The sequence below is a fragment of the Gramella sp. MT6 genome, assembly GCF_019357415.1.
Taxonomy (GTDB): domain Bacteria; phylum Bacteroidota; class Bacteroidia; order Flavobacteriales; family Flavobacteriaceae; genus Christiangramia.
In genome coordinates, this window is the sequence record NZ_CP048410.1 from 1,478,912 (window position 1) to 1,504,443 (window position 25,532).

At 39.2% G+C, this 25,532-nt stretch carries 18 protein-coding genes; 15 read left to right on the forward strand and 3 right to left on the reverse strand.

Translation table 11 applies throughout. The features are described 5' to 3' along the window. Positions 1-3: 3 nt before the first annotated feature. From G3I01_RS06680 to G3I01_RS06715, 8 genes are all read left to right on the forward strand, one after another. Positions 4-2,373, forward strand: a complete 2,370-nt coding sequence (locus tag G3I01_RS06680; protein ID WP_219552195.1) for a polysaccharide biosynthesis tyrosine autokinase — start codon at positions 4-6, stop codon at positions 2,371-2,373. A gap of 545 nt (positions 2,374-2,918) precedes the next feature. After that, entirely contained in the window at positions 2,919-5,918 is a 3,000-nt protein-coding gene (locus G3I01_RS06685; RefSeq protein WP_219552196.1) for a TonB-dependent receptor, read from the forward strand. 9 nt (positions 5,919-5,927) lie between these two features. Then, entirely contained in the window at positions 5,928-7,268 is a 1,341-nt protein-coding gene (locus G3I01_RS06690) for a RagB/SusD family nutrient uptake outer membrane protein (RefSeq protein ID WP_219552197.1), read from the forward strand. Positions 7,269-7,409: 141 nt separating this feature from the next. Next, on the forward strand, positions 7,410-8,357 hold the full coding sequence (locus G3I01_RS06695; protein ID WP_219552198.1) for an isoaspartyl peptidase/L-asparaginase: 948 nt from the start codon (positions 7,410-7,412) through the stop codon (positions 8,355-8,357). Between the two features lie 32 nt (positions 8,358-8,389). After that, positions 8,390-9,283, forward strand: coding sequence for a cyanophycinase (locus G3I01_RS06700; protein WP_257710815.1), 894 nt, complete (start codon positions 8,390-8,392; stop codon positions 9,281-9,283). An 18-nt stretch (positions 9,284-9,301) separates the two neighbouring features. Next, entirely contained in the window at positions 9,302-10,690 is a 1,389-nt protein-coding gene (locus G3I01_RS06705; protein WP_219552199.1) for a Na+/H+ antiporter NhaC family protein, read from the forward strand. 160 nt (positions 10,691-10,850) lie between these two features. Continuing rightward, complete coding sequence (locus tag G3I01_RS06710) at positions 10,851-12,047, forward strand: GAF domain-containing sensor histidine kinase (RefSeq protein ID WP_219552201.1); 1,197 nt, start codon at positions 10,851-10,853, stop codon at positions 12,045-12,047. Between the two features lie 94 nt (positions 12,048-12,141). Continuing rightward, positions 12,142-14,172, forward strand: coding sequence for a thioredoxin family protein (locus G3I01_RS06715; protein ID WP_219552202.1), 2,031 nt, complete (start codon positions 12,142-12,144; stop codon positions 14,170-14,172). Here the strand turns inward: G3I01_RS06715 and G3I01_RS06720 are convergent. From G3I01_RS06720 to G3I01_RS06730, 3 genes are all read right to left on the reverse strand, one after another. Then, positions 14,169-14,678: a hypothetical protein gene (locus tag G3I01_RS06720; RefSeq protein ID WP_219552203.1), complete on the reverse strand. Its 510-nt coding sequence runs from the start codon at positions 14,676-14,678 to the stop codon at positions 14,169-14,171. The genes G3I01_RS06715 and G3I01_RS06720 overlap by 4 nt on opposite strands. A gap of 106 nt (positions 14,679-14,784) precedes the next feature. After that, positions 14,785-15,018: a hypothetical protein gene (locus G3I01_RS06725; protein ID WP_219552204.1), complete on the reverse strand. Its 234-nt coding sequence runs from the start codon at positions 15,016-15,018 to the stop codon at positions 14,785-14,787. 33 nt (positions 15,019-15,051) lie between these two features. Then, complete coding sequence (locus G3I01_RS06730) at positions 15,052-15,783, reverse strand: SDR family oxidoreductase (RefSeq protein WP_219552206.1); 732 nt, start codon at positions 15,781-15,783, stop codon at positions 15,052-15,054. A 132-nt stretch (positions 15,784-15,915) separates the two neighbouring features. Between G3I01_RS06730 and G3I01_RS06735 the strand changes: the two genes are divergently transcribed. The 7 genes from G3I01_RS06735 (at position 15,916) to gldN (ending at position 25,456) form a co-directional block, all read left to right on the forward strand. After that, positions 15,916-16,932, forward strand: coding sequence for a hypothetical protein (locus G3I01_RS06735; protein ID WP_219552207.1), 1,017 nt, complete (start codon positions 15,916-15,918; stop codon positions 16,930-16,932). Between the two features lie 160 nt (positions 16,933-17,092). After that, complete coding sequence (topA, locus tag G3I01_RS06740; protein ID WP_219552208.1) at positions 17,093-19,600, forward strand: type I DNA topoisomerase; 2,508 nt, start codon at positions 17,093-17,095, stop codon at positions 19,598-19,600. 3 nt (positions 19,601-19,603) lie between these two features. After that, complete coding sequence (locus G3I01_RS06745; protein ID WP_219552209.1) at positions 19,604-20,764, forward strand: formimidoylglutamase; 1,161 nt, start codon at positions 19,604-19,606, stop codon at positions 20,762-20,764. 117 nt (positions 20,765-20,881) lie between these two features. Continuing rightward, positions 20,882-22,246 (forward strand): gliding motility lipoprotein GldK, encoded by a 1,365-nt coding sequence (gene gldK, locus G3I01_RS06750; RefSeq protein WP_219552211.1) that lies wholly within the window; start codon positions 20,882-20,884, stop codon positions 22,244-22,246. A 60-nt stretch (positions 22,247-22,306) separates the two neighbouring features. Next, entirely contained in the window at positions 22,307-22,954 is a 648-nt protein-coding gene (gldL, locus tag G3I01_RS06755) for a gliding motility protein GldL (protein WP_219552212.1), read from the forward strand. A gap of 53 nt (positions 22,955-23,007) precedes the next feature. Beyond that, entirely contained in the window at positions 23,008-24,549 is a 1,542-nt protein-coding gene (gene gldM, locus G3I01_RS06760; protein ID WP_219552213.1) for a gliding motility protein GldM, read from the forward strand. Positions 24,550-24,562: 13 nt separating this feature from the next. Beyond that, complete coding sequence (gldN, locus tag G3I01_RS06765) at positions 24,563-25,456, forward strand: gliding motility protein GldN (protein ID WP_219552214.1); 894 nt, start codon at positions 24,563-24,565, stop codon at positions 25,454-25,456. Positions 25,457-25,532 lie beyond the last annotated feature (76 nt).

A 25,532-nucleotide genomic window follows, 5' to 3' on the forward strand; every position in this document is an offset into this window, starting at 1 on the left:
AAAATGACCTATTCTAATAATTCATATAGACCACCGGTTAATAAATTTAACCTTAGAAAGGAGCTTCAGAAATATCTGAAATACTGGTATTGGTTCGTGTTAGGGATTGGTGCCGCAATGGTAGGCGGTATTTTTTATTTGCGCTATACCACCCCAATTTATAGTGCTTCTGCAAGTATTATCATTAATCAGGAAACGAGTAATAATGGCGGGTCTGAAATGCCAGATTTGGGATTAACTGGATTAAAAACAAATAACCTGGAGAAGGAAATAGCCATTTTAAAATCCAGAAGGCTAATGCATGAGGTAGTGAAAGCCTTAGGTATTAATATCACTTATTTTGTGGAAGGCCAGGTAAGGGATGTTGAATTGTATAGAGAAAATCCTTTTTCATTGAAGATTTTAAAAATAAAGAAAAAGGATGAAGTTGAGGATTGGGGTGGTAGTTATAAAATCTCTTTAAACGAAAAAGATCGTCTCAAAATCACTAATCTCAAAACTTTGGAAGTAATTAATTCAACACCTGGTTCTCCTGTAAATCTAGGTTTTGCCAATGTGGTTTTTGTGCCAAAGACCGGTATTGAAACCTTTTCTGATATCACCATGAATTTTGCAGAAGTAGAAGAAGTAGCTTCAAAATATCGTGGTGACCTTAAGCTTATTCAGGAAAAGGAAAATTCAAATGTAATTCAATTGGTATTGGAGGATCCTGTAATGGAAAAAGCAAAGGATATTCTGGATCAGGTGATCTTTGAATTTAATAAAGATGCCATAGAGGATAAGAATCTTATCGCAGGGAATACGGCCAATTTTATAAATGATCGCCTGGATATAATTAATGGGGAATTGGAATTCGTCGAATCAGGAAAAGAGGAATTTAAAGAGAGTAATCGCTTAACAGATATCCAGACAGAATCTCAATTGTTTGTAGAAACTGCCAGCGAGTACAATCAAAAAAGACAGGAGATAGGTACCCAGATAGAATTGGCCAATGCTATGTTAGATTACCTATCAACAAGCTCAAATTCTGAACTACTTCCTGCAAATCTGGGAATACAGGAAAATGCTATAAATCAAAAAATAGCGGAATATAATGACCTGATTCTGGAGCGTAATAGGATTATGAAAAGTTCAACTGAGTTGAATCCTATGGTAATCCGAATAAATAATAATATCGATCAGATCAAAGCTAATATTTTTCAAAGTCTGCAAAGGTTAAGTAAAAATCTCCAGATCTCTCAAAACGAAGTTTCCAGGCAGATGAGAAGTATTGGTTCAAAAATATTGGCAGTACCTTCTCAGGAGAGGGAGTATAGAGGTATTGAAAGACAGCAAAGTATAAAGGAGGCATTATATTTATACCTGCTTCAGAAAAGAGAAGAGAATTCACTTGCTCTGGCTGTTACTGCTCCAAAGGCCAAAATTGTAGATAGCGCATATAGTTCAGGCTATATTGTTTCTCCAAAATCAAAAAGTGTATTATTGGGAACAGTCGTTCTAGGGTTTTTCATACCGTTTTCAATTATATATATTAAAAACCTGGTTGATAACAAGATCCGGAAACGTGGAGATCTTGAAGAACTAACAAGGGAGATTTCAATTGTGGGAGAATTACCCAGAGTAAAGGATAAAAAGGAATTGATAATCACAGAGCATGACAGGTCTATGCTTGCTGAGGCTTTCAGGTTTCTTATTACCAATCTTCAATTCTTATTGTTGAAGTCTAGAAGTGTTCATAAAGGCGGAAAAGTATTGATAACTTCAACAATTAAGGGAGAAGGTAAAACTTTTACAGCTTTAAATTTGTCTATTACTCTGGCAAACACAGAAAAGAAAGTTCTATTAGTTGGAGCAGATCTCCGCAATCCAAAACTTCATCAATATCTCGAAAGGTCTGAAAAGAACATAGGATTAAGTGATTACCTTGCTAATGATGATCTCAGCCTTGAAGGCTTAATAGGAAAATCAAAATTTCATAACAACCTAAGTATCCTGCCTTCGGGTAGCATTCCACCAAACCCCTCTGAATTACTAAGGCAGCCAAAGCTAGAAAGCATGTTCAAGAAATTGGAAGAGAATTATGATTATATAATAATAGATTCCGCGCCGTCCATGTTGGTAACAGATACATTCCTTATTAATAAATATGCAGACCTAATTTTGTACGTAATAAAGGCTGGACATACAGATAAAGATTTGATCGCATACCCTGTTGAAGCCAAAAGAAGTGGTTCAATGCCAAAAATTAATTTTATTTTGAATAATGTTCAACAAGTGGATCTTGGCTTTGGAAATAAATACGGTTATGGTTATGGAGTACAGAAAAAGCCCGTTTTTAATTGGAAAACTTTCTTCTCTTTATATATCTTATGAGTAGTTAGACCCTATATTTCCATATATTGACGAGCAAGAAAAGCATCCTTTCAGGATGCTTTTTTTTTTTGATATAATTCCTATTAAAAGGGAGCTACCTGATTTAGTGCAGGTTAAATTTTCAATTTTTTTTCGTTCTTTAAGAATTTTTTATACTTTTAACTAAGTTTTTATTCAAAGCCTAATTTGAAAAACAATCTAAAAATATCGCAATTTTACTGCAAGCCACTTACCTTGATGGGGCTTCAGCCGATATTTGATTGCTAGACTATCCCTTTTTTCTTTTCCGAATCTTTTACCGTGAATGACCTTTTCACGTGTATTTCAATAATTATCTATTCTTTAATTGCATAACTATGTTTTCAATACGGTTATATAATTTAAATATTTCCTGCAAGTCCCTTACGCTACAAGGACTTCAGCCCATCTTCGATTGCTAGAGAGCATCTTTTAATGATTTTCTATCAGCAGTATACCATGGAATTTAATTTCCCTGGATACCTGAGAGTATTGACTATTTCAAGTATTAATCAATAATTATTAAAATGAATTTCTCTAAACAACTATTAGTATATCTAATCATGTTTATGTGCGGCGCGTCCGGATTCGCACAAAGAACAATTACCGGTACAGTGACCGCTGAAGATACCGGGGACCCTTTACTAGGTGCCAATATCCTGGTTCCTGATTCAAGCATCGGGGTTGTTTCCGATTTTGACGGTAATTTCTCCATCGAAGTACCTGAGGGAACTCAGGCGCTGGAAGTTTCTTTTGTGGGTTACCAATCTAAAATGGTCCCATTAACCGATTCAAACTCCTATAATATAAGTCTCGCTGCAGACCAATCTCTGGATGAAATCGTAATCGTAGGTTATGGTACCCAGGAGCAAAAGGATATTAGTAGTAGTATCCAGACCATAAATACTGAAGAGATCGGGAAGAACCCGGCCGCGAGTTTTGAATCTGCTTTGCAAGGGCAGACGCCAGGGGTGAATATTTCTACTTCTTCGGCTACACCTGGAGCAGCGATAAATGTAAATATCAGGGGTGTTTCTTCTATTTCGGCAAGTAGCCAGCCTTTATTTATTGTAGACGGCGTGCCTCTGGTTTCAAGGAACAATTCAGCATTGAATAGCAATATTCAGCCAACGAATCCACTGGCAGATATTAACCCGAACGATATTAAATCTATCACAATCCTAAAAGATGCTGCAGCGGCCTCAATCTATGGTTCGCGTGGTGCAAATGGGGTAGTGCTTATTACCACCAAAAGAGGAAAGACCGGTAAAACCCTGGTAAACGTGGGTTACTATACCGGCTTCTCTGAAATTACCAATACTCCAGATCTTGTTGGTCCTAATCGATTTAAAGAATTCTTCAATACCGCTGCCGAATTTGACGGTTTGGGAGAGGATTATTTCGACTGGATCGATACTTCTAATGGAGTTAGCACCAATATTTATGATGAGATCTTCAGAACAGGGATCACTCAGAACCTGGATATAAGTGCCCGAGGGGGTTCAGAAAAAACAAGATTCTATTTAAGTGGGAATTACTTCAAGCAGGAAGGTATCCAAATAGGTCAGGAATTCGACAGGTTGAGTACCCGTTTGAATCTTGATCATAGTATCAATGATAAAGTAAAGATAGGAACCACGATTTTTGTGAACCGCAGTAACCATGATCGTACGATTAACGAAAATGACGAATACGGGGTGATCATCAACGCGCAGGGCTGGGATCCAACAGCGCCAATTAGAGATGAAAACGGCGAGTTTACCAACCCTTTTAGTTACAACACCTGGTGGCCATTGGAAAACCCGGTATTGATCGCTGAAAAATATATCAATGATTCTCAAAGTACGCGTTTCCAGGCTTCCGCCTTTGTTGAATGGGATATCATTCCAGACCTGACTTTCAGATCTGCATTCTCTTCTGAATATTCAAATTTCGTAGAAGAGTCTTTTGTTCCGGCAGGAACTAATAAATCAGACGATGGGGAGGCAATTTTCGCCACTTACGAAGAAACTACCTGGCAGCTGGAGAATACACTGAATTACAACAAGACTTTTGGGGATAAACATGACCTTGACCTCCTTGCAGGTTGGACATTGCAGGAAACCAAGGCTCAATTTTCAGACCAGGCGGGAGTAGGATTTGCTACCAATAACACCACTAGTATTTCTGCTGCCAGCACGATCATAAACAGTACTACTGGTAAAAATCAATTTGGTTTGCAGTCATTTTTTGGACGTGCTAACTATTCTTTCGATAACAGATATGTATTTGCTTTCACTTTAAGAGCCGATGGTTCTTCTCGTTTTGGTGAAGACAATCAGTACGGGTATTTCCCTTCCGGGTCTGTTGCCTGGAGATTGAATGAAGAAGACTTTTTCGATGTTGAATCTGTTTCTAACCTTAAATTAAGAGGTAGCTATGGTATAACCGGAAACCAGGAAATTTCTTCCAATTGGGTAGGAACTTATTCTCTGAATGCCAATTATAACGGTAGACCTGGAATTGCCCCGAACAGACTTGAAAACTCCGATCTTGGCTGGGAAAAGACCAAGCAGCTTAACATTGGTTTAGATCTTGGTTTATTTGACCAGAGAATTAATGTGACTGCAGATTATTTTAAAAAGCAAACCGAAGATCTTCTGCTTAGCGCTGGTGTTTCTGGGTTAACAGGTTTCAGTTCTGTTTTTCAGAATATCGGGGAGATCGAGAACAGTGGTTTCGAATTCAGTCTGAATGCAGATGTCATCCAGGGCGATGGCTTTAACTGGACTACTGGCGTGAACTTTTCATTCCTGGATAATGAGATTATTAAGCTGCAAAACGATGGCGAGATCATAGGTAGAAACCACATCCTGAAAGAAGGGGAGGCAGTAAGCACGCTTTATTTGATAAAATATGAAGGGGTAGTTCCTCAAACCGGGGATGCCATGTTCGAAGACGTAAATAATGATGGAGTAATAGATTTCGATGATCGCCAGATCGTAGGCAGTGCTTTGCCAGATTATTTTGGTGGATGGCAGAACAACTTCTCTTATAAAGGATTCAGCTTAACTGCCAACATTCAATTTTCCGGCGGAAATAATATCTTTAACCAGAGTAGACACGCTTACGAAAACTTTGGATTCACTCGAAGCGGCATTCCTTACGGAAATATCAGTGAGAGAGTGTATGATAATTACTGGAGAGAACCGGGACAGCAAACAGATGTGCCGAGGCCTTCTACCGAAGCCGGCCAATTACAAAGATTTAGTACACAGTTCCTGGAAGATGGTGATTTTATAAGGCTTAAAACGCTTAGACTGGATTATAACCTTCCTTCAGATCTTGTAGATTCTATAGGTCTGTCAGGCTTGAATCTTTATGTACAGGGGCAGAACCTTGTTACTATCACAGATTATCTAGGATTCGATCCAGAGGTTTCCACAAATACCTCAAATCAAACCGACCTAAACATCCTTCAGGGGGAAGATTTCGGAACCCTAGGGCAGGCGCGTACGATCACAATAGGATTAAATGCTTCATTTTAAAAAACGATCATGAAAAGAATAAATAAATTTTTAATCATAACATTACTTCTCGGTTCACTAACCGGTTGTAGCGATATTTTAGAGGTAGAACTGGATGATGAGATTCGTTCTACAGAAGCGATCACAGACGGAATCTCTCTGAGATCTGCCGTTACGGGACTTTATAGTCTTGCCCAAAGCGGGACTTATTATGGAGGAGAATTTTTAATGGCCCAAGCCTTAACCGGTGGAATTGCAGATGCAACGGGTTTCCGTGAACGTTTTACGCAACTGGACAATGCCATTATTCCTGCTTCCAGTATTTATGTGGAAAGCAGCTGGGTAGATGCATACGCCCTGGTAAATTCCAGTAACCTTATCCTGGAGAAAGTAGACGAATTGCAGTTAGACGATCCTGAGTCTGAAGGTGCGGCTCATTTTTTCAGAGCACTAGGTCTTTTTGATGCACTAAGACAATTTGGTCAATTCACAGATATGAACTCTGAATTTGGAGTTCCGGTTTTCACTCAGTATGTAGACAATGAAACGGCCAGAACCATTGGCAGATCTAGCGTAGCCGCTTCTTACGATCAGATCATTTCAGATCTTGAAACTGCGGTTTCCCTGATGGAATATGACAGTGAAAAATTCCTTGTTTCAAAAGGTACTGCGGAAGCGCTACTGGCAAGGGTTCATCTATACGCGGGGAATTATGAGGAAGCCGAGCAATATGCTAGCCTGGCTATAGAAAACCCTAATTATGACCTGAATGATAACTACAATGATATCTACGAAAGTGAAGGTTCTGCTGAAGCTATCTTCGAACTTGAATTCACCGAAACTGATGGGAATACCCTAACCGAATATTTCTCTGTTTCGCCACCTGAAGTTTCTGCAAGTTATGAAGAATTCTATGCCGAAATGAGTGATGATGACGATCCAAGAGGTGATCTTTATTTTGACGACGGGCGTGTGGTCTTTGTAGATAAATATGGGATTAACGACGCCACCGTTGATGGGAATACGATCATTATTAAACTTTCTGAAGTCTATTTGATAAGGGCTGAAGCAAGAGCAAGAATGGGAGAATTTGAACTTGCCCTGGAAGACCTTAATACGGTTAGAACAAGATCGCTGCCTTCTATGCCGGTTACCCTGGAGGAAGCTTCAGATTTTGAGTCTTTCACAGATATATTGTTAGAAGAAAGAGCAAGAGAACTTGCTTTTGAAGGACATCGTTGGTTCGATATTGTAAGGCTGGAAAGAGCAGAAGCTATTCTGGGAATAGAATCCTTTAGAACAGTATATCCTATCCCGCAGCGTGAAATAGCAATATCCGGAGGTGTCCTGGTGCAGAATCCAGGATATTAGAAAATAAGTGTTTGATTTTGTGGTCTTAGCTGGGAGTAAGTGTTTGAATTAATGCCATACTTCCAGCCTGGGACTGCATACTTTTAAAACAGACTAGATTTGCAGCTCATATACACTGTAGATATATTCAATCGATAATAAATGACAAAAAAATATAAATATTCCCTTTGTATCCATGGGGGGGCGGGGGTTATAGAAAAGGAGAACCTATCTTCAAGCGATATTGATCTAATTCTAAAAGATCTTAATGCCAGCCTGGAAGCCGGAGAAAAGATCCTGGCAGCAGGTGGTTCGGCTATAGATGCTGTTTGTGCAGCGGTTGTTGTTCTGGAGAACAGCAGGCATTTTAACGCCGGGAAGGGTGCGGTTTATTCAAGGAATGGGAAGCATCTGCTTGAGGCTTCCATTATGGATGGATCCAATCTAAAAGCCGGGGCTTTGGCAAATTGCAGCAGGGTGAAAAATCCGGTAAATTTCGCTAGAACCCTGATGGAGAGAGACGATATAGTGATGATCTCGGGTGAGCATGCAGATAAATTTGCAGCCGAAAATGGACACGACCTTGTGGATAATTCCTGGTTCGATACGCCATTTAGAGAGGAACAGTGGAAACAGGCTAAGGCCATGAATACAGATGAGACTTTCCTGGACCATTCAAACTTCAAGAAAGGTACCGTTGGAGCTGTGGCAATGGATTCTAAGGGAAATCTGGCTGCGGCCACTTCTACCGGGGGGATGACCAATAAGATGGAAGGACGAATAGGGGATTCTGCCATTATTGGCAGCGGAACTTATGCTCAGAATAAAACCTGTGCCGTGTCCTGTACGGGAATTGGAGAATTTTTCATGAGGGCTACCGTAGCTTCTTATGTTTCCAATTTAATGGAGTTTGCCGGAATGTCCCTTGAGGAAGCCGCTGAAAAGGCTATCCACGAGCATCATGGTAATCTTGGTGGTGATGGTGGCCTGGTTGCTGTAGATTCTGAAGGAAACGCTATTATGTCTTATAATTCCGCCGGAATGTACCGCGGATATGTCAACTCAAGTGAACGAAAAATATATGTATGGGATGAAGAGGAAAAAGTTTAATTTTCCTCTTCTTTCTTTTGAAAACAAAGATTATGAAATTAGGTAAAATCGCCGGGCTGTTAATAATGAGCTTGTTCTGGATCTCCTGTAATTCTGGAGATAGTTCAGGAAATGCTTCTGATGAAAAACAGGAAGTTCCCCAGGTCAAAAATCAGGCAAAAGGGAAATTGTTCATTATCGGAGGAGGAAAGCGCCCCCCGGAACTTGTAAAAGAGCTAATCAAGGTGAGTGATCTCGAAAATGATACATATGCAGTGATCCTTCCAATGGCTAGTATAGAACCTGATTCAGCTATTTTTTATGCGGCAAAACAATTTACCGAATTGGGGATTAAGCCTGAAAAGATAAAAGGATTTAATTTTCAAAAGAACAGGCAGAATGTAGAGCATCTGGAATCGCTGGCTAATGCAGGTCTGATCTATATTTCTGGCGGTGACCAGAACAGGTTCATGGATATTGTACTTGATTCCCCGGTATCTGATGCCATAAAAAGAGCCTATCAAAATGGCGCTACTATAGCCGGAACCAGTGCCGGAGCCGCAGTGATGAGTAAAAAGATGATCACTGGTGATGAATTTAAACATCCTGAATATACCGGAGATTTCAGAACCATTGAAGCAGATAATATCGAATTAAAAGAAGGTCTGGGTCTTATTGAGAACGCCATCATAGATCAGCATTTTATTCAGCGAATGAGAATGAACCGTTTAATTAGTACGGTTATAGAAAATCCTGAAGAAATTTCCATAGGGATCGATGAATCTACAGCCATTCTTGTTCAGCAGGATAGTGCCAGAGTTCTTGGTGCATCACAGGTTATTGTGATTAGGAACAATAAGAAAAGCAAAATTTCAAAAAAGGGTTTACTCGGAGCTAGAGATCTTCAGCTTAGTATTGTTTTACCGGGAGAAAAATTTGCCCTTTAATTAAAAGCGAAATCTATAATGAGTTTGCCAAGAAAGTTTCCAGATACCATTGCCATTATCCTGGGTATTTCCATTGTGTTCATTCTGCTCACCTGGATTATCCCGGCCGGTCAGTTCGATCGGGAAACCATCGATGGCACCGATATGATCGTTGCGGGGTCTTATGAAAGGGTAGAGGCAAATCCGCAAGGTGTAGGTGCTTTTTTAACCGCCCCAATTAAGGGCTTTATTTCGGCAGCATTTGTAATAGGTTTTGTGTTTCTTGTAGGAGGAGCTTTTTCGGTATTAAATGCGACCGGCGCGATAAACGCCGGACTTTTCAGTATTATAAAATTCGCTGAAAAAAATCCAAAATATAAAGGCCTTATAGTTCCTTTTCTAACCGCCTTATTTTCCCTGGCGGGGGCCACGTTTGGGATGAGCGAGGAGATACTGGTGTTTGTTCTTATTACCATTCCGCTAGCAAATGCGCTGGGATATGATGCGATAATTGGTGCAGCCATTCCTGTGATTGGCACTGGAGTAGGTTTTGCTGGAGCGATCACGAACCCGTTTACTATCGGGATCGCGCAAAGTATTGCGCAGGTGCCTGTTTTTGGAGGTATAGAATATAGGCTCGTGGTTTGGTTCATTCTTACCCTTATAGCTGGAATTGCCTTATATCGTTATGCTTTAAAAATTGAAAAAGACCCCGAGAGAAGTATCTTATCGGGTCTAAATATCAAAAGCGGGGAAGAACTGGCTGTTGGCGATATGCCTGAACTTAATTTAAGGAGAAAGATGATCCTTCTTGCCCTGCTTTTTGCCCTGGTATTACTTATCTACGGAGTCAATGAATTTGGCTGGTACATCAATGAGATCGCGGCACTTTTCATAGGTCTGGGAATGCTTTCCGCCGTTATTTACCGAATGTCTGCAACTAAAGCCATTGAAGCCTTTGTAGAAGGAGCACAGGGAATGATGAAGGCTGCCCTGGTGATAGGTTTAGCCAAAGGTTTGCTCATCATTGCCGAAGAAGGGCTCATCATAGATACGATCTTGAATTCGGTTGCTCAATTGGCCGGGGATACTCCTAAATATATTTCCGCAGAATTGATGTTCCTTTTCCAATGCTGTCTTAACTTCTTCATCCCGTCGGGTTCGGGACAGGCTGCATTAACCATGCCTATTATGGCTCCGTTGAGTGATGTGCTGGGAATAAGCAGGGAAATTGCTGTGCTCGCCTTTCAAATGGGCGATGGGCTTACTAATATGATCGTCCCTACCAGTGGTGTAACCATGGGAGTTCTCTCGATCGCAAACATTCCTTACGATAAGTGGTTGAAGTGGGCATTTCCCAAAGTGCTTATCCTTATTCTCGTTTCCATGCTGTTATTGCTTCCGCCGCTTTATTTATTTGAATGGTAATTTTCAGACTAATTGAGGCTATATAATGCTTAAGGAGTATAACGCCATTAGTATTATTGCTCAATTCATCACGGCCAGAGATTTACAGGTTGAATCATATAAGTAACTCATCAATAATGGTGGTTTAAATTAATATATTTACGCACCCTAAAACCTACCTATGTTAAATGAGATTGTTGAAAGTGATGCGGCTGAATATCAAAGGATAAAAAGCCTGAGTGCATTTGACCTTGACTACCACGAGTTACAGGAGGAATTCAAATCTCTAGTAGAATTAGCGGCAATGATTGCCGGGGCAGAGATGTCTGTAATAAACCTCATAGATAACTACTATCAATGGACGGTTACTTCATTCTCTTCAAAATTATTGCAAATGCCCCGCGAAGAATCAATTTGTGATAGGACTATACGCTCTCATGAGCCTTTAGAGATCAAGGAACTTGATAAGGATCCAGTCTATTATGACAGGGGTTTTATAGATGGTGATTCCGGGTTTAATTATTATCTGGGAATTCCTTTAACGCTGAAATCTGGGGATAACATTGGTGCATTGTGTGTTCTAGACAAGAACTCTAAGGAAATCAGTGACCGGAATAAGGCCATGCTACGGCTTGTGGCTTCTGAGATCGTGAATAAACTGGAGCTTAAAAGAAAAATTGATGAAACCCTGTTCTCTCTCAATACTGCCGTTAAGATCAAGAATCAGGTAGCCCATGATATACGTGGACCTATTACCGGAATTACCGGCCTGGCCGAAGTAGCTGCAACCGAAGATTCGAGCAAAGAAGAAATGAAACAGTATTTTAAGCTTATAAAAGATTCAGGGGATAGTGTCCTGGAACATACTAATGATATTTTAAAGAACGGATTAAAAAATGATCCAGTTCAGGTGAAAAATATCAATCTTAAGCAATTAAAAGAAAAATTACTGAAATTATACAGGTTGCCTGCCAGGTCAAAAAATATTGATTTTCAGATAAGGATAAACCCAGAAAAAGCTAACCTCATTTTTTCCCGCAGAAAACTTCTATCTGTTTTTGGAAACCTTATCTCTAATGCTATAAAATTTACTCCCGCTAATGGTAAGATCACGGTAGATCTGGATGTACTATATCTCGATAACGGCAAATATCTGAATTTTGTGATTACTGATAATGGAGTTGGAATGTCTAAGAAAGCCCTGGCAGAATTCAAGGAACACAAATTGAACGCGACTAAAGGTACATTGGGCGAACAGGGGTTTGGTTTGGGTTTAAAGTTAGTTCAGGACATGGTACGGGAATCATATGGCGAAATGGATATTTCTTCCTGTGAAAATGCAGGTACAAAAATTGAGGTAAAGCTTCTACTGAATTAACTAGAGATAAGAATTTCAGTAAAGAACAATTCTCTTTAATTTCCTTAAATTTGAGCGATTTTCAGAATAAAATTATCATCAGGATTTCAATAATATGCTAGACAATTTGTTTAAAAAAGGATTCTTCTTCCTGATTCTGTTAACCGGTTTTTTAGCTCAGGCTCAAATTCATAATCCGGTTCAATGGGATACGGAGGTAAAAAAGATCGCTGAAGATGAATACCAGTTAGTGATCAATGCTAATATTGAAGATAAGTGGCACCTTTATTCACAGGAGCTTCCTGAAGGAGGGGCTTTACCTACGGTATTTATTTATGAAAAAGCCGGGGAAAAATATGAGCTTGTTGGAAATACCAAAGAAAGCGATGCGATTACTGAATTTGATAAGGTCTTCGAAATGGATCTTAGCTATTTCGCTTATAATGCCACCTTTACTCAGAATATCAAGGTCATGGATACTTCCCTGGCACGTATAAATGCTAAAGTTGAATATCAGGCTTGCGATGATAAAGCCTGTATTTTTGACTCTAAGGATCTTGATTTTATCCTTAAGGAAAACGCGATTACTTCTGAGACTGCAGATAACTCTATAGAAGATGCAGTTGAGGAAGATGAGGCCATAGTTCTAAATAATCCGGAGGAAAAAAGGTCTTTCTGGGGAATCTTCATTGTAGCTTTTCTTTCAGGTTTCGCGGCATTGCTAACTCCATGTGTTTTCCCTATGATCCCAATGACGGTAAGTTTTTTTACCAAGCAAAGTAAATCCAGGGCGGCCGGGATAAGAAACGCGATATTTTACGGTATCTCTATCATAGTGATTTACGTACTTCTTGGATCTTTGGTAACGCTCATTTTCGGTGCAGATTCTTTGAATGCTTTATCAACTAACGTTTGGTTCAACCTTGCTTTCTTTATCTTACTGGTGATTTTTGCTTTTTCATTCATGGGAGCTTTTGAGATCGTCTTACCCAGCAGTTGGGGAACAAAGATCGATTCAAAGGCAGATAAAGGTGGGTTAATAGGTATCTTTTTTATGGCCCTGGCCTTAGCGATCGTTTCATTTTCCTGTACCGGTCCTATCGTAGGAACATTATTGGTTGAAGCAGCTTCTAAAGGAGGAATTGCTCCTATTGTTGGAATGCTTGGATTTTCACTGGCTATCGCGCTACCATTTGGACTTTTCGCGGCGTTTCCAGGCTGGCTCAATACTCTGCCTAAATCTGGTGGATGGCTAAATACGGTTAAGGTAACTCTTGGTTTTCTGGAGTTAGCCCTGGCTTTTAAATTCCTTTCTAATGCAGATTTGGTTTTACAATTACATATTCTTGAGCGTGAAATATTCCTTGCGATCTGGATCGCGATCTTCGGAATGCTGGCACTTTATTTATTTGGAAAAATAAGATTACCTCATGATTCTAAGCAAGAGCATATTTCTGTTGGGCGTTTAATAACGGGGCTGGTAGCTTTGATTTTTACTATTTACCTGATCCCCGGGCTTTGGGGAGCACCCTTAAAACTGATCAGTGGTTTTCCGCCGCCATTACAGTATAGCGAATCACCTGATGGGATTGGAGCTTCTAATGCCGGGATTACTTCTAATAAGCAGGGATTACCTGAAGGTGCCGAATATGGGCCGCATGATATTGTGTCTTTTCACGATTATGAGGACGGTCTTGCCTATGCCAAAGAAAATGATCTTCCTGTATTGATCGATTTTACGGGACATGCTTGTGTGAATTGCCGGAAGATGGAGGAAAGGGTTTGGAGCGAGCCTCAGGTACTGGATATCCTGAAAAATGATGTTGTTCTGATTTCCCTATATGTGGATGATAAAAGAAAATTACCTGAGTCTGAACAGTATGTTTCAGAAACTACAGGCAAGGAAATAGAAAGTATCGGGAACAAATGGAGTGACTTTCAAATTAGCCGGTATAAAGCGAATGCTCAGCCGTACTACGTACTTATAAATCATGAAGAGGAGTCTTTGATTTCACCTTCTTCCTATGAACCCGATGCCGATGAATATTATAAGTGGCTAAAAAAGGGGATCTCAAATTTCACGAAAGATGACTCTGATGAAATTGAGAGTTTAAGTGCAGATTCAGATAGTATCTTCAGTAATTAATTATCCTGCTTTTTTCTGTAAACTCCTTTAAAGGCATTATTTAGGAAATTGCCCTTGGCATCAAGTATCTCCCAGTGCTGGGTTACACTGCCATCTGCGTTTTTTGTCCAGGTGATCTGATTAATATATTCTCCTTGTTTTCCTTCTTTGAGTTCGCTTTTCAATATCATTTGATTCTTACTGGCTTTGCCCTTCAATTTTAAAATATTACCGGTGTTGGTTATCCATAGCTGATTCCAGGTTTTATCTGAAGGATCATAGTAATTATAACTCTTGCCGCTGCTGCCGTTTTCTGCTTCCCAGTTTTCGTTCAGGATACAATTATCTTCTAGCTTTTTCACAAGGTTTTCTCCAATTTTATCTCCGTTCTCATTGAAGACTTCCCAGTCGCCAACCCAAAAATCGAATTGATAATGCTGATCAGAGCAGCAGGCACAATCTGGTTCCTGTGCGAATGTTAGTTGTGACATAAAAAATAACAGGCCGTAAAGTAAAATTTGCTTCATCTTGAAAGTTTAAATGTCAAGATAAAGAATAATACTTTTAGGCCTGCTAAATAGATCTGAAAGCCCAAATTTTAGTATTGACCTTTCAGTATTTTAAATTAAGCAACTATACTATAATTGTTTCTTTGTTCGCTTTTTTTGCTTTGGCGATGCGTTTTTTAGATTTCATCTTTTCTTCTCTTTTCTGCAAAAGAGAATATGCCATATAGCCACCTGCAAGTAATGAGGCTGCTCCAATCCCAACTTTTCCACCTTTTAAAGCCGCTTTCTTACCCGCTTTGAAGATAAATCCCCGGGCTACAAATTTTCCTGCTAATTTTAATACATGTCCTAAATTCATAATATTCTTTTCTAATTTTTTGTATCTACCAATTCAGGATTTTCCCGTTGGCTTTACTAATAATTCATTCACATTTACAGAATCTGGCTGTGAGATCGCATAGAAAACTGCATCTGCAATATTTTCTGGTTTAAGTTTAGACTCATCTCCTCCATAGTCCTTGTCGTCCAGTAATTCTTTATCTGTTATATCATTTCTAAGATCGGTTTCTACCGTTCCAGGTTCAATAGCAGTTACTCTAATATTGTATTCTGGAGAAAGTTCCATTCTCATAGCTTTAGATAATTCTATTACCGCCGCCTTCGATGCGCCATATACAGCTCCTCCGGCAAAGATCTCTTTTCCATCTACAGAAGCGATGTTTACAATATGCCCGCCTTTTTGCTTTTCCATATGTGGGAGGGCTGAATAAATACAACGCAACACTCCTTTTACATTCACTTCAATCGTGTTAAGCCATTCGTCAAGGTGTCTGTTCTTGAGATAGGTAAGAGGCATGATACCTGCTGAATTTATAAGGATATCGATGCTACTGTATTTTTCGGAGATTTCGTTGAAGGCTTTACTCACGCTTTCTGTGCTGGTAACGTCCAGTTCCACAACCATACTCTCACCCTTAAGATCTTTCTGTATTTCTTTTAGTTTCTCCAGGCTCCTGCTGGCCAGAACTACTACATAATTTTCTGAGGATAATTTTCTGGCGATCGCCTCACCAATTCCGCTGCTTGCTCCTGTGATCACAGCTACTTTGTTTTTATTGCTCATATTGATCGCTTTTGAGATAATATGAACAATACGGATAGATTTTTGCGTTAAGATAATTTCAAATAACAGATATTTAACGCTCACAGACCATATTGAAAGTTTGCGTTATATATTCGTGAAAAATTTAAGGTTTTGAAAAGATCAGAATTATTTCTTCCTGTACTTATATTGTTAATAGTTGCTTCCTGTAGTAGTGATGATGACCAGAATAGAAGAGTGATCACTTCTCAAATTGCCCATTTATATGCTACTTCTCATAATGGTGATGTAAATAGGTATGATATTAATACCGGGATTGTTACAAAATATGCGAATTCATCTTCAGATTCAGAAGGGATTTTTTTCTCTTCAAATGAAGATGCCTTTACAATAGTCTCAAGATCTGCAAATCGTTTGGAGTCTTATGAAGACATAAGTTCACTGGGTGATGGCGGAACAAAAAATCCCGAAACCCATATTTTTGGTGATGAAGACCTGGAAAACCCCAGAGATCTTGCGGTAAGTGGAGAGTTTTATGTGGTTTCAGATAATACAGATCTTGATGAGGATGAGACAACTCCAGAGGGTCGACTTTATATTTACAGAAAGACCGCAGATAATTTCATTTTACGAAATGTGGTTCAGACCAAATTTAAGGTTTGGGGAATAGAATTCGTGAATAATGATTTGTACCTGGCGGTGGATGAAACCAATAAACTGGCAGTTTATCGCAATTTTCTAAATTCAAATATGATGAATCGTATTGTTACTGCAGATAAGATCGTCGCGATCCAGGGCTTGGTGCGTTCTCATGGTTTAGATTATGATAACGGGACCATGGTGCTTTCCGATATAGGTGAACCAGAATCGAGTTCAGATGGTGGATTACATATTATTCAGAATTTCGATGAAAAATTTTCAAATACGGTGAATGGAGGTTTTATCGTTAGTGATGATCAGTTAAGAATTTCAGGGAGTAATACTTTATTAGGAAACCCTGTGAACGTGGTTTATGACTCTAATTATAATGTCATCTTTGTTGCAGAAGCGCTAAATAATAATGGTAGAATACTTGCCTTCAACGATGCAACTTCGGTTTCCGGAAATATTTCTCCAGATCTTAAATACGAACTGCAGGGAGCCTCTTCCATATTTTTTTATACAGAATAATCTTTAACGGGTAATTAAAATCTTACTTCCTTAATTTATTTTGAATCCCTGAATAGTATCAAATTCGGGGTTTTCAAGGCATCGTTCTTTGGTTTTAAAGCAAGTTTAACGGGCAGAAGAAAAATTTGATATACTTTTGCACTTACAAACCGACAAATTTATGGCTAAGAATTTAGTGATTGTTGAGTCTCCTGCGAAGGCTAAAACTATAGAAAAGTTTCTTGGAAAGGACTATAAGGTCGCTTCCAGTTTTGGGCATATCGCAGATTTGCCTACCAAGGAGATTGGTGTAGACACCGAGGGAGATTTCACGCCTAAATATATTGTATCTAAAGATAAGAAGGATGTTGTTCGCAAATTAAAAGGGCTTGCTAAGGATGCAGAAATGGTCTGGCTGGCGAGTGATGAAGACCGTGAGGGAGAAGCTATTGCCTGGCATTTGGCAGAGGAGCTGAAGCTTGATAAAGATAAGACCAAACGTATTGTTTTTCACGAGATCACAAAATCTGCTATTCTTCGTGCGATAGACAATCCAAGATCTATAGATTATAATCTGGTAAATGCTCAACAGGCCAGGAGAGTTTTAGACAGGTTGGTTGGTTATGAGCTTTCTCCGGTTTTATGGAGAAAGGTGAAGGGAGGTCTTTCTGCAGGACGGGTGCAATCTGTTGCGGTTAGACTAATTGTTGAGCGGGAACGTGAGATCCAGGATTTTAATCCACAGGCTTCTTATAGAATAGATGCTGAATTTTCTACCGAAGACGGTAAAACATTTAAAGCGAAGATCCCGAAGAATTTTGATACAAAAGAGGAAGCTGAAAAGTTTCTTAAAGAGAATATAGGTGCAAACTTCAAGGTTGCAGATCTTACAACAAAACCAGCCAAGAAGAATCCGGCGCCACCGTTTACCACTTCAACTTTACAGCAGGAAGCTGCGAGAAAACTTTATTTCTCGGTAAGTAAGACCATGACCATGGCTCAGCGTTTATATGAAGCCGGTCATATTACTTATATGAGAACAGATAGTGTAAACCTTTCTGAAGACGCTAGAAAAGGAGCTAAGGAAGAAATCCTAAAGGCTTACGGCGATAAATATTCGAAAACCCGTCAGTTCAAAGGAAAGACTAAAGGGGCTCAGGAAGCTCACGAGGCAATTCGTCCTACGAATTTTGCCAAGCATAGTATTTCAGCAGATAGAGATCAACAGAGATTATACGAGCTTATCTGGAAGAGAGCGATCGCATCTCAAATGAGCGACGCTCAATTGGAAAGAACTAATGTAAAGATCGAGGCAGATAAACATGATAATCATTTTACTGCTAACGGAGAGGTGTTGAAATTTGATGGTTTTCTAAAGGTTTACCTTGAAGGAAGCGATGAGGAAGATGAAGAGCAAAGCGGAATGCTGCCTGCCTTAAAAGTGAGTCAGCCTCTTAATAATGAATACATAACGGCTACCGAAAGATTTACCAGGCCACCTTATAGATATACCGAAGCTTCTTTAGTTAAAAAACTTGAAGAATTGGGGATTGGTAGACCGTCAACATATGCTCCAACAATTTCAACTATACAGAGTAGAAATTATATAGAAAAGGGTTCTGTAGATGGAACCGAGAGAGATTATGTTCAGTTCGAACTTAAAAATGACAAGCTTTCTGAGAAAACTTTAACCGAAACCGTTGGTAGTGACAAAGGTAAGATGGTGCCTACTGCCACCGGGATGGTGGTAAATGATTTTCTTGTAAATCACTTCTCAAATATCTTAGACTATAATTTCACTGCAAAAGTAGAGGAAAGCTTTGATAATATCGCCGAAGGGAATGAAGAGTGGACAGCGATGATGAAGGAATTCTACAAGGATTTCCATCCGCATGTTCAGGATGTTGCTAAAAATGCCGACAGGGAAGTAGGAGAGAGAATCTTAGGAGAGGATCCCGAGAGTGGAAAACCGGTAAGTGTAAGATTAGGGAAATTTGGGCCGATGGTTCAAATTGGTAGCGTAGAAGATGACGAAAAACCAAAATTTGCCAGCCTGAGTCCAGACCAGAGTATGGAAACCCTTACTTATGAGGAAGCGATGGATCTGTTTCAGTTACCTAAGAAATTAGGAGAATATAAAGGCGAAAATGTTGAGGTGAATAACGGAAGATACGGTCCATATGTAAGATTCGGAAAAACCTTCGTTTCATTAGAGAAAGGAGAGGATCCGTTAAATGTCGATTTTGATCGAGCTATGGAGCTTATTAAAGAGAAAGAGAAGGCAGATGCTCCTATCTATGAATATAAGGAAATGCCTGTTCAAAAAGGTGTAGGAAGATTTGGACCATATTTGAAGTGGAACAATATGTTCATAAACGTGAACAAAAAATATGATTTCGACAATCTTTCAGATAACGATATTGAGGAACTTATCGAGGATAAGTTGCGTAAAGAGCGGGAAAAACTTATTCATCACTGGGAAGAAGAAGGTATAAGAGTGGAGAAGGCCAGATGGGGCAGATTCAATGTTATAAAAGGTAAAACGAAGGTTGAATTGCCAAAAACCACAAAGGCTGAAGAACTTACTTTGGAGGAGGTGAAGGAGATCATCGAGAAGAATACCAAGAAAAAGAAGAAGCCTGCAGCAAAGAAGAAAACGACCAAAAAGAAAACCACGAAAAAGAAATAAAGTATGGAGTTCGATTTTCTTAGTCCGGTAAATGATGAATTGCTGGATGAGATCAAGAGTTTAAATCCTCAAACCATAGGTGCTAATATTCGACTTCATACCGAGAGATCGGGAATTCCCGAAATGGAAGGCGTTAATGTAGCTATCTTTGCAGTTCGTGAGAATAGAAGAGCGGTTAGACCTGAAAATGCACCTGATTTCTTTCACTTAAGAAGGCAGTTTTATAGCTTATTTCCTGGAAACTGGAAGTTAAAACTTGCAGATTTAGGAGATATTGAACCCGGCGCAACTGTAGAAGATACTTATTTTGCTGTTCAGAATCTCGTTGAAAGTCTTATAAAGCAAGATATAGTACCAATCATTCTTGGTGGAGGCCAGGATCTGATCTATGCTCAGTACAGAGCTTATGATAATTTGGATCAAATGGTTAACCTGGTTAATATTGATAAAAGATTTGACCTGGGTGACGCTGAAAAAATGATTTCCAATCAATCTTATGTAGGAAAAATCGTAGTTGATCAACCTTATAATTTATTTAATTATTCTGCTGTTGGATATCAAACCTATTTTAATTCGCAGGATGAAATTGAATTGATGGAAAGGTTATTTTTCGAGGCTTATCGGTTAGGAGAGGTAACTTCAGATATTGCCTTGATGGAGCCTATTTTCAGAAGTGCCAATCTGGTAGGTCTGGACCTTGGAGCGGTTGATTCGGGCTCAATGAACTCTGCGTATTTCAATTCGCCTAATGGATTTAATGGGCGGGAGATCTGCGCGCTTTCCAGATATGCAGGTATCAGCGATAAGGTATCGTCATTTGGGATTTATGAATATCAGGATAAATTAGGAGATCTGGCCAATATGCTGATTGCCCAAATTATCTGGTATTTTATCGAAGGTGTGAATTATCGTACAAATGAAAATACTATTTCTGCCAAAAAAGAGTTTATTAAATATCAGGTTCCTATCGATGATGAGGTGCTTGTTTTTTTTAAAAGCCCTGTGAGTGGCCGGTGGTGGATAGAAATTCCATTTTTATCGAATGTGAATACTAAATTAAAAAGGCATACGTTATTACCTTGCAGCGAAGAAGATTATCTAGAAGCGTGCAATCAGGTGATCCCGGAACGCTGGTATAAAGCAAAAAGAAAAAACGAAGTCTAAAAAAAATATATCAGACATTATTCTGATTTACTGTATTTTTATCTGAAATATTGTTTTTTAAAAAATAATTAGATAGGTTTACTGCCGTAAATCAAAATGTCTTAACCTAAGATAATTATGAAGAAGTATATTTCGCTCATTGCTGTTCTGGCCTTGCTTTCTAGCTGTGGTGGAGGTGATCGTGGACAGCTTGTAGGTGCGGAGGGGAAGAAGTGGAATCCGGAGAAGCCTTATGGTATGACATTGATTCCTGGAGGCGCATTCATTATGGGTAAATCTGATGATGATATTGCCGGTCAAAAGAATGCACCGCCAAAAACAGTTACTGTTCGCTCCTTTTACATGGACGAAACAGAAATCACAAATTCAGAGTACAGGCAGTTTGTTGAAGATGTAAGAGACTCGATCGTTCGGGTTAATTTGGCTATTATGGCTGAACTTCAGGGTGCTGTTCCCGGAGATGATGGAATTGGAGAATTTGCTTTTGCAGATTCCGATCCAGATAATCTTACTCCATATCAGGAATACATGCTGAACACTTATGGTCAGGGTGGTCCAACTGATGATTACGAAAATAGAAAGCTAAACACCGACGTTGATATTATCTGGGATACCGAAGATTATCCTGATGTTTATTATGCAGAGGTGATGGACTCTATGTACATTCCTATGGATGAGGTTTACAATGGTCAGCGTACTATTGATGTTAAAAAACTGAAATTCAAGTATACTTACATGGATATTCAGGCGGCAGCAAGAAAAAATGGTGATCGTAGCGATTTTATTAAAAAAGAAGAAGTAGCGATCTATCCAGATACTACTGTTTGGATCAAAGATTTTAACTATTCTTACAACGAGCCTATGCATAATGATTACTTCTGGCATAGCGCATTCGATGATTATCCAGTAGTAGGTGTTTCCTGGAAACAGGCAAGAGCATTTACTCAATGGAGAACAAAATATCATAACGACTTCCGTCGTGAAAAAGGTGATGAGAATGTTCCAACCTACAGATTACCTACAGAAGGTGAGTGGGAATATGCCGCCAGAGGTGGTCTTGAAGGAGCATCTTACCCTTGGGGTGGACCTTATACCCTTAATGATCGTGGATGTTTTATGGCGAACTTTAAGCCATTGCGTGGTGACTATGCAGCAGATCAGGCTCTTTATACTGTAGAAGCTAAATCTTATGATCCTAATGATTACGGATTATATAACATGGCAGGTAACGTAGCAGAATGGGTAGATTCTTCATACGATCCGGGATCTTATGAGTATATGTCTACAATGAACCCAACAGTGAATAACCCTGAAGATCGTAGAAAAGTGGTTCGTGGAGGATCATGGAAAGACGTAGCTTACTTCCTGCAAGTAAGTTCAAGGGATTATGAGTATATGGACTCAGCGAGAAGTTACATTGGATTTAGAACAGTTCAGGATTATCTTGGAACCGATGTTACTTTGAATCAAAAAAATCCATAATAAAAATTGGAACTTAAACCTATCAATAAAATCAACTAAGAAAATCTAAACATTAGAGTTATGGCAAATTCAAGATCAACAAAAAAAGTGACCAATATGGTGTATGGTCTGGGAGCATCTATAGTTATTCTAGGTGCCCTTTTTAAAATCATGCACTGGCCGGGTGGTAATCCAATGCTTATCGCTGGACTTATCGTAGAAGCCTTGGTATTCGCATATTCAGCATTTGAGCCGGTAGATGACGAATTAGACTGGTCTTTAGTATATCCAGAATTAGCTGGAGGACCTGGAAGAAATAGAACTGCAGTAGTTGCTGAAGAAAAAGAAGCTGAAGGTATGCTTTCTAAAAAACTTGACGCAATGCTTAAAGAAGCTAAACTAGATGCAAACCTTATGGCGTCTTTAGGAGAGAGTATTAAGAACTTTGAAGGAGCCGCTAAAGGTATCGCCCCTACCGTAGATTCTATGGCTTCTCAAAAGAAATACAGTGAAGAATTGAGCGTTGCAGCTGCACAAATGGAAACTTTAAATAATATTTATAAAGCTCAGGTTGAATCTGCTGCTAAACAAGCTGAAGTTAATCAGGAAGTTGCTGAGAATGCTGGTAGGCTTAAAGCCCAGATGGATTCCCTTGCAGATAACATGGAGTCATTAAATAATGTTTATGGTGGAATGTTGACCGCGATGAACGGAAAAGTTAGAGTCTAATTGATAATTTTTCAATTAAGCTGTTATATTAATTTAAAAACAACTAATTAGACATGGCATCCGGAAAACAATCGCCAAGGCAGAAGATGATTAACCTAATGTACCTGGTTTTCATCGCCATGATGGCATTAAATATGTCCAAAGAGGTTCTTACCGCTTTTGGACTGATGAATGAAAAACTAGATAAGACCGCTGAGAATTATACCGAAAGGAATTCAGCTCTAATGGCTGGTCTTGCTACTAAGGTTGAGGAACAGCCTGCAAAGTATACCAGCATTAAAAAAGATGCGGATAGAATTCATGAATTGTCCTCAAACTTTACACAATATATCGAAGGCATTAAAGAAGAATTAAAAGCTTCTGTAAATGACCCTAAGGATTATGAGACAATGGACCAGTCTACCGTTATGGATGAAATGTTCTTCCAGAGTGGTAGAATCTCTCCAAAAGGGGAGGAGTTTCTTGCTCAAATAGAGGCTTACAGAAGTGGAGTTTCTGAGATCCTGAATAATGGATATAATACGATTGCTCAAAAAGTAAATGTTCAGAAGGAATTTGCTACAGATCCTGAAAATGTTGAAGGAGCGAAAGTACCATGGTTAAAGTACCGTTTTGAAGGATTTCCATTGGTTGCTTCTATAACTCAGTTAACTCAAATGCAGGCTGACGTAAAGAGTACCGAAAGTGAGATACTTTCTTCTATGCTTTCTGGTCAATTACAGAGTGATGTTTCTCTTAAGAATTATGAGGCTATAGTTATTCCAGACAAACCTGCTTTCTTTAGCGGTGAGAATTTTACTGGTAAAGTAGTTCTTGGTCGTTTTGACAATACTTTGCAATTCGAGAACGTTATTGTTAACGGAAAAGAAGTAAAAACCCTAAAAGATGGTCAGGTAGTTCTTGACTTTCCAGCAGGGAATGTAGGTGAGCAGAAGATCACTGGTAAGCTTGAGTACATGGAAAATGATACTTTAAAGAGCATTGATATATCTGATTCTTACAACGTAATTCCATTACCTAATTCAGCTGTAATTTCTGCAGATAAAATGAATGTGGTGTATCGTGGAGTTCAAAACCCAATGACGATCTCTATTCCTGGGGTAAGCAGCGTAAGCGCGAATGCTCCTGGTCTAAGACAGTCTGGTGGTGCTGGAAGTTATCTTATGGATGTAACTACGCTTCAGGCTAGAGAAGTAACCATTAGTGTAAGTGGTACGCTTCCTGGTGGTAAGACCGTTTCAGATAAGAAGACCTTTAGGGTAAAAGATATTCCGAGACCGGTAGGTACTATTCGTGGTGAAGATGGTTCTGTTTCTATGCAAAGAAACAGTCTTGAGATCGCTACTGTTGGCGCTAGTTTACCAGATTTCGATTTCGATCTTAATCTTAATGTTACCGGATTCAAATTTAAAGTACCTGGACAACCAACTATTATTGTGAATGGTAGCAGGTTAGACGATAGAGCTAAAGCGGCTTTAAGACGTGCCGGTAGAGGTGAGTCAGTTCAGATTTATGATATTTCAGCTTCACTTGCAGGAAACTCTAGCTATAAGCTTAAGAAAGTTGCTCCTGTAGTGATTGAGCTTACGAACTAAAATTTATTAAAAAATGAGCTTGAAAGAATTTTTTGTATATGGTTTTGTGATGATGGTGGGTGTCTCTTCTTTCGGTCAGGCAAACATCCTGAACGCCGACAAGCCTGAAGATATCGGGAAAAAGTCGGAAGCTCAGGCAATGGTAGATGAAGAGGATAAGCCATTAGAATATGGTTACGTTGGGGATCGTGATATCCTATGGTCTAAAGGGACCTGGGAAATTATTGACCTTGATGAAAGAGTGAATTTTCCGCTTTATTATCCTATAGATACCAATAACATTGGATCAAACAGAAGATCTCTTTATGACGTTCTGGTAAGTGCGATCAAACAGGGAAAGATCGAGAATATTTATGCAGATTCTTATTTTCAGGAAAAAAGAACTTTGAAGGATATCAGAGCGACTCTTTCCAAAATTGATACTACAGATCTTGGTATAGAGCAGTACAATGCTGGTGAGCAGGTAGACGAGCAATTTATAGATCGTCGTGACCTTGGTTCAGCAGATATTGCCGAATATCATATCCGTGGATTATGGTACTTTGATAAGCGTTTAGCTGAATTGAAATATCGTCTTTTAGGGATCGCTCCGGTAGCTCCAGATGTGAACTTTATCGATTCTGGACAAACAGACCTTGTAGAATTATTCTGGGTTTGGTATCCAGATGCAAGACAAGTTCTTCATGATGCCAAAGTATTTACCGGGAACAATACCTCTCAGGTTATTTCTTTCGATCATCTCTTGAATTCGAGACGTTTTGATGGAGTGATCTATAAGGAAGATAACGTTCAGGGAGATCGTGAGATCGATGAATACATTGCAGATAACGCATTTATGCAATTACTGGAATCTCAACGTATCAAAGAACAGATCAGAAACTTTGAACAGGACATGTGGAGTTACTAACTCTTCAGATAGAATAATATTTAAAGCGCCTTTTTCAGGCGCTTTTTTTTTATGCTCATTTTTGAAAATGGTCATT

Coding starts and splice junctions, on each gene's coding strand:
- G3I01_RS06680 (WP_219552195.1), top strand. CDS start 4: ATGACCTATTCTAATAATTCATATAGACCACCGGTTAATAAATTTAAC.
- G3I01_RS06685 (WP_219552196.1), top strand. CDS start 2,919: ATGAATTTCTCTAAACAACTATTAGTATATCTAATCATGTTTATGTGC.
- G3I01_RS06690 (WP_219552197.1), top strand. CDS start 5,928: ATGAAAAGAATAAATAAATTTTTAATCATAACATTACTTCTCGGTTCA.
- G3I01_RS06695 (WP_219552198.1), top strand. CDS start 7,410: ATGACAAAAAAATATAAATATTCCCTTTGTATCCATGGGGGGGCGGGG.
- G3I01_RS06700 (WP_257710815.1), top strand. CDS start 8,390: ATGAAATTAGGTAAAATCGCCGGGCTGTTAATAATGAGCTTGTTCTGG.
- G3I01_RS06705 (WP_219552199.1), top strand. CDS start 9,302: ATGAGTTTGCCAAGAAAGTTTCCAGATACCATTGCCATTATCCTGGGT.
- G3I01_RS06710 (WP_219552201.1), top strand. CDS start 10,851: ATGTTAAATGAGATTGTTGAAAGTGATGCGGCTGAATATCAAAGGATA.
- G3I01_RS06715 (WP_219552202.1), top strand. CDS start 12,142: ATGCTAGACAATTTGTTTAAAAAAGGATTCTTCTTCCTGATTCTGTTA.
- G3I01_RS06720 (WP_219552203.1), bottom strand. CDS start 14,678: ATGAAGCAAATTTTACTTTACGGCCTGTTATTTTTTATGTCACAACTA.
- G3I01_RS06725 (WP_219552204.1), bottom strand. CDS start 15,018: ATGAATTTAGGACATGTATTAAAATTAGCAGGAAAATTTGTAGCCCGG.
- G3I01_RS06730 (WP_219552206.1), bottom strand. CDS start 15,783: ATGAGCAATAAAAACAAAGTAGCTGTGATCACAGGAGCAAGCAGCGGA.
- topA (WP_219552208.1), top strand. CDS start 17,093: ATGGCTAAGAATTTAGTGATTGTTGAGTCTCCTGCGAAGGCTAAAACT.
- G3I01_RS06745 (WP_219552209.1), top strand. CDS start 19,604: ATGGAGTTCGATTTTCTTAGTCCGGTAAATGATGAATTGCTGGATGAG.
- gldK (WP_219552211.1), top strand. CDS start 20,882: ATGAAGAAGTATATTTCGCTCATTGCTGTTCTGGCCTTGCTTTCTAGC.
- gldL (WP_219552212.1), top strand. CDS start 22,307: ATGGCAAATTCAAGATCAACAAAAAAAGTGACCAATATGGTGTATGGT.
- gldM (WP_219552213.1), top strand. CDS start 23,008: ATGGCATCCGGAAAACAATCGCCAAGGCAGAAGATGATTAACCTAATG.
- gldN (WP_219552214.1), top strand. CDS start 24,563: ATGAGCTTGAAAGAATTTTTTGTATATGGTTTTGTGATGATGGTGGGT.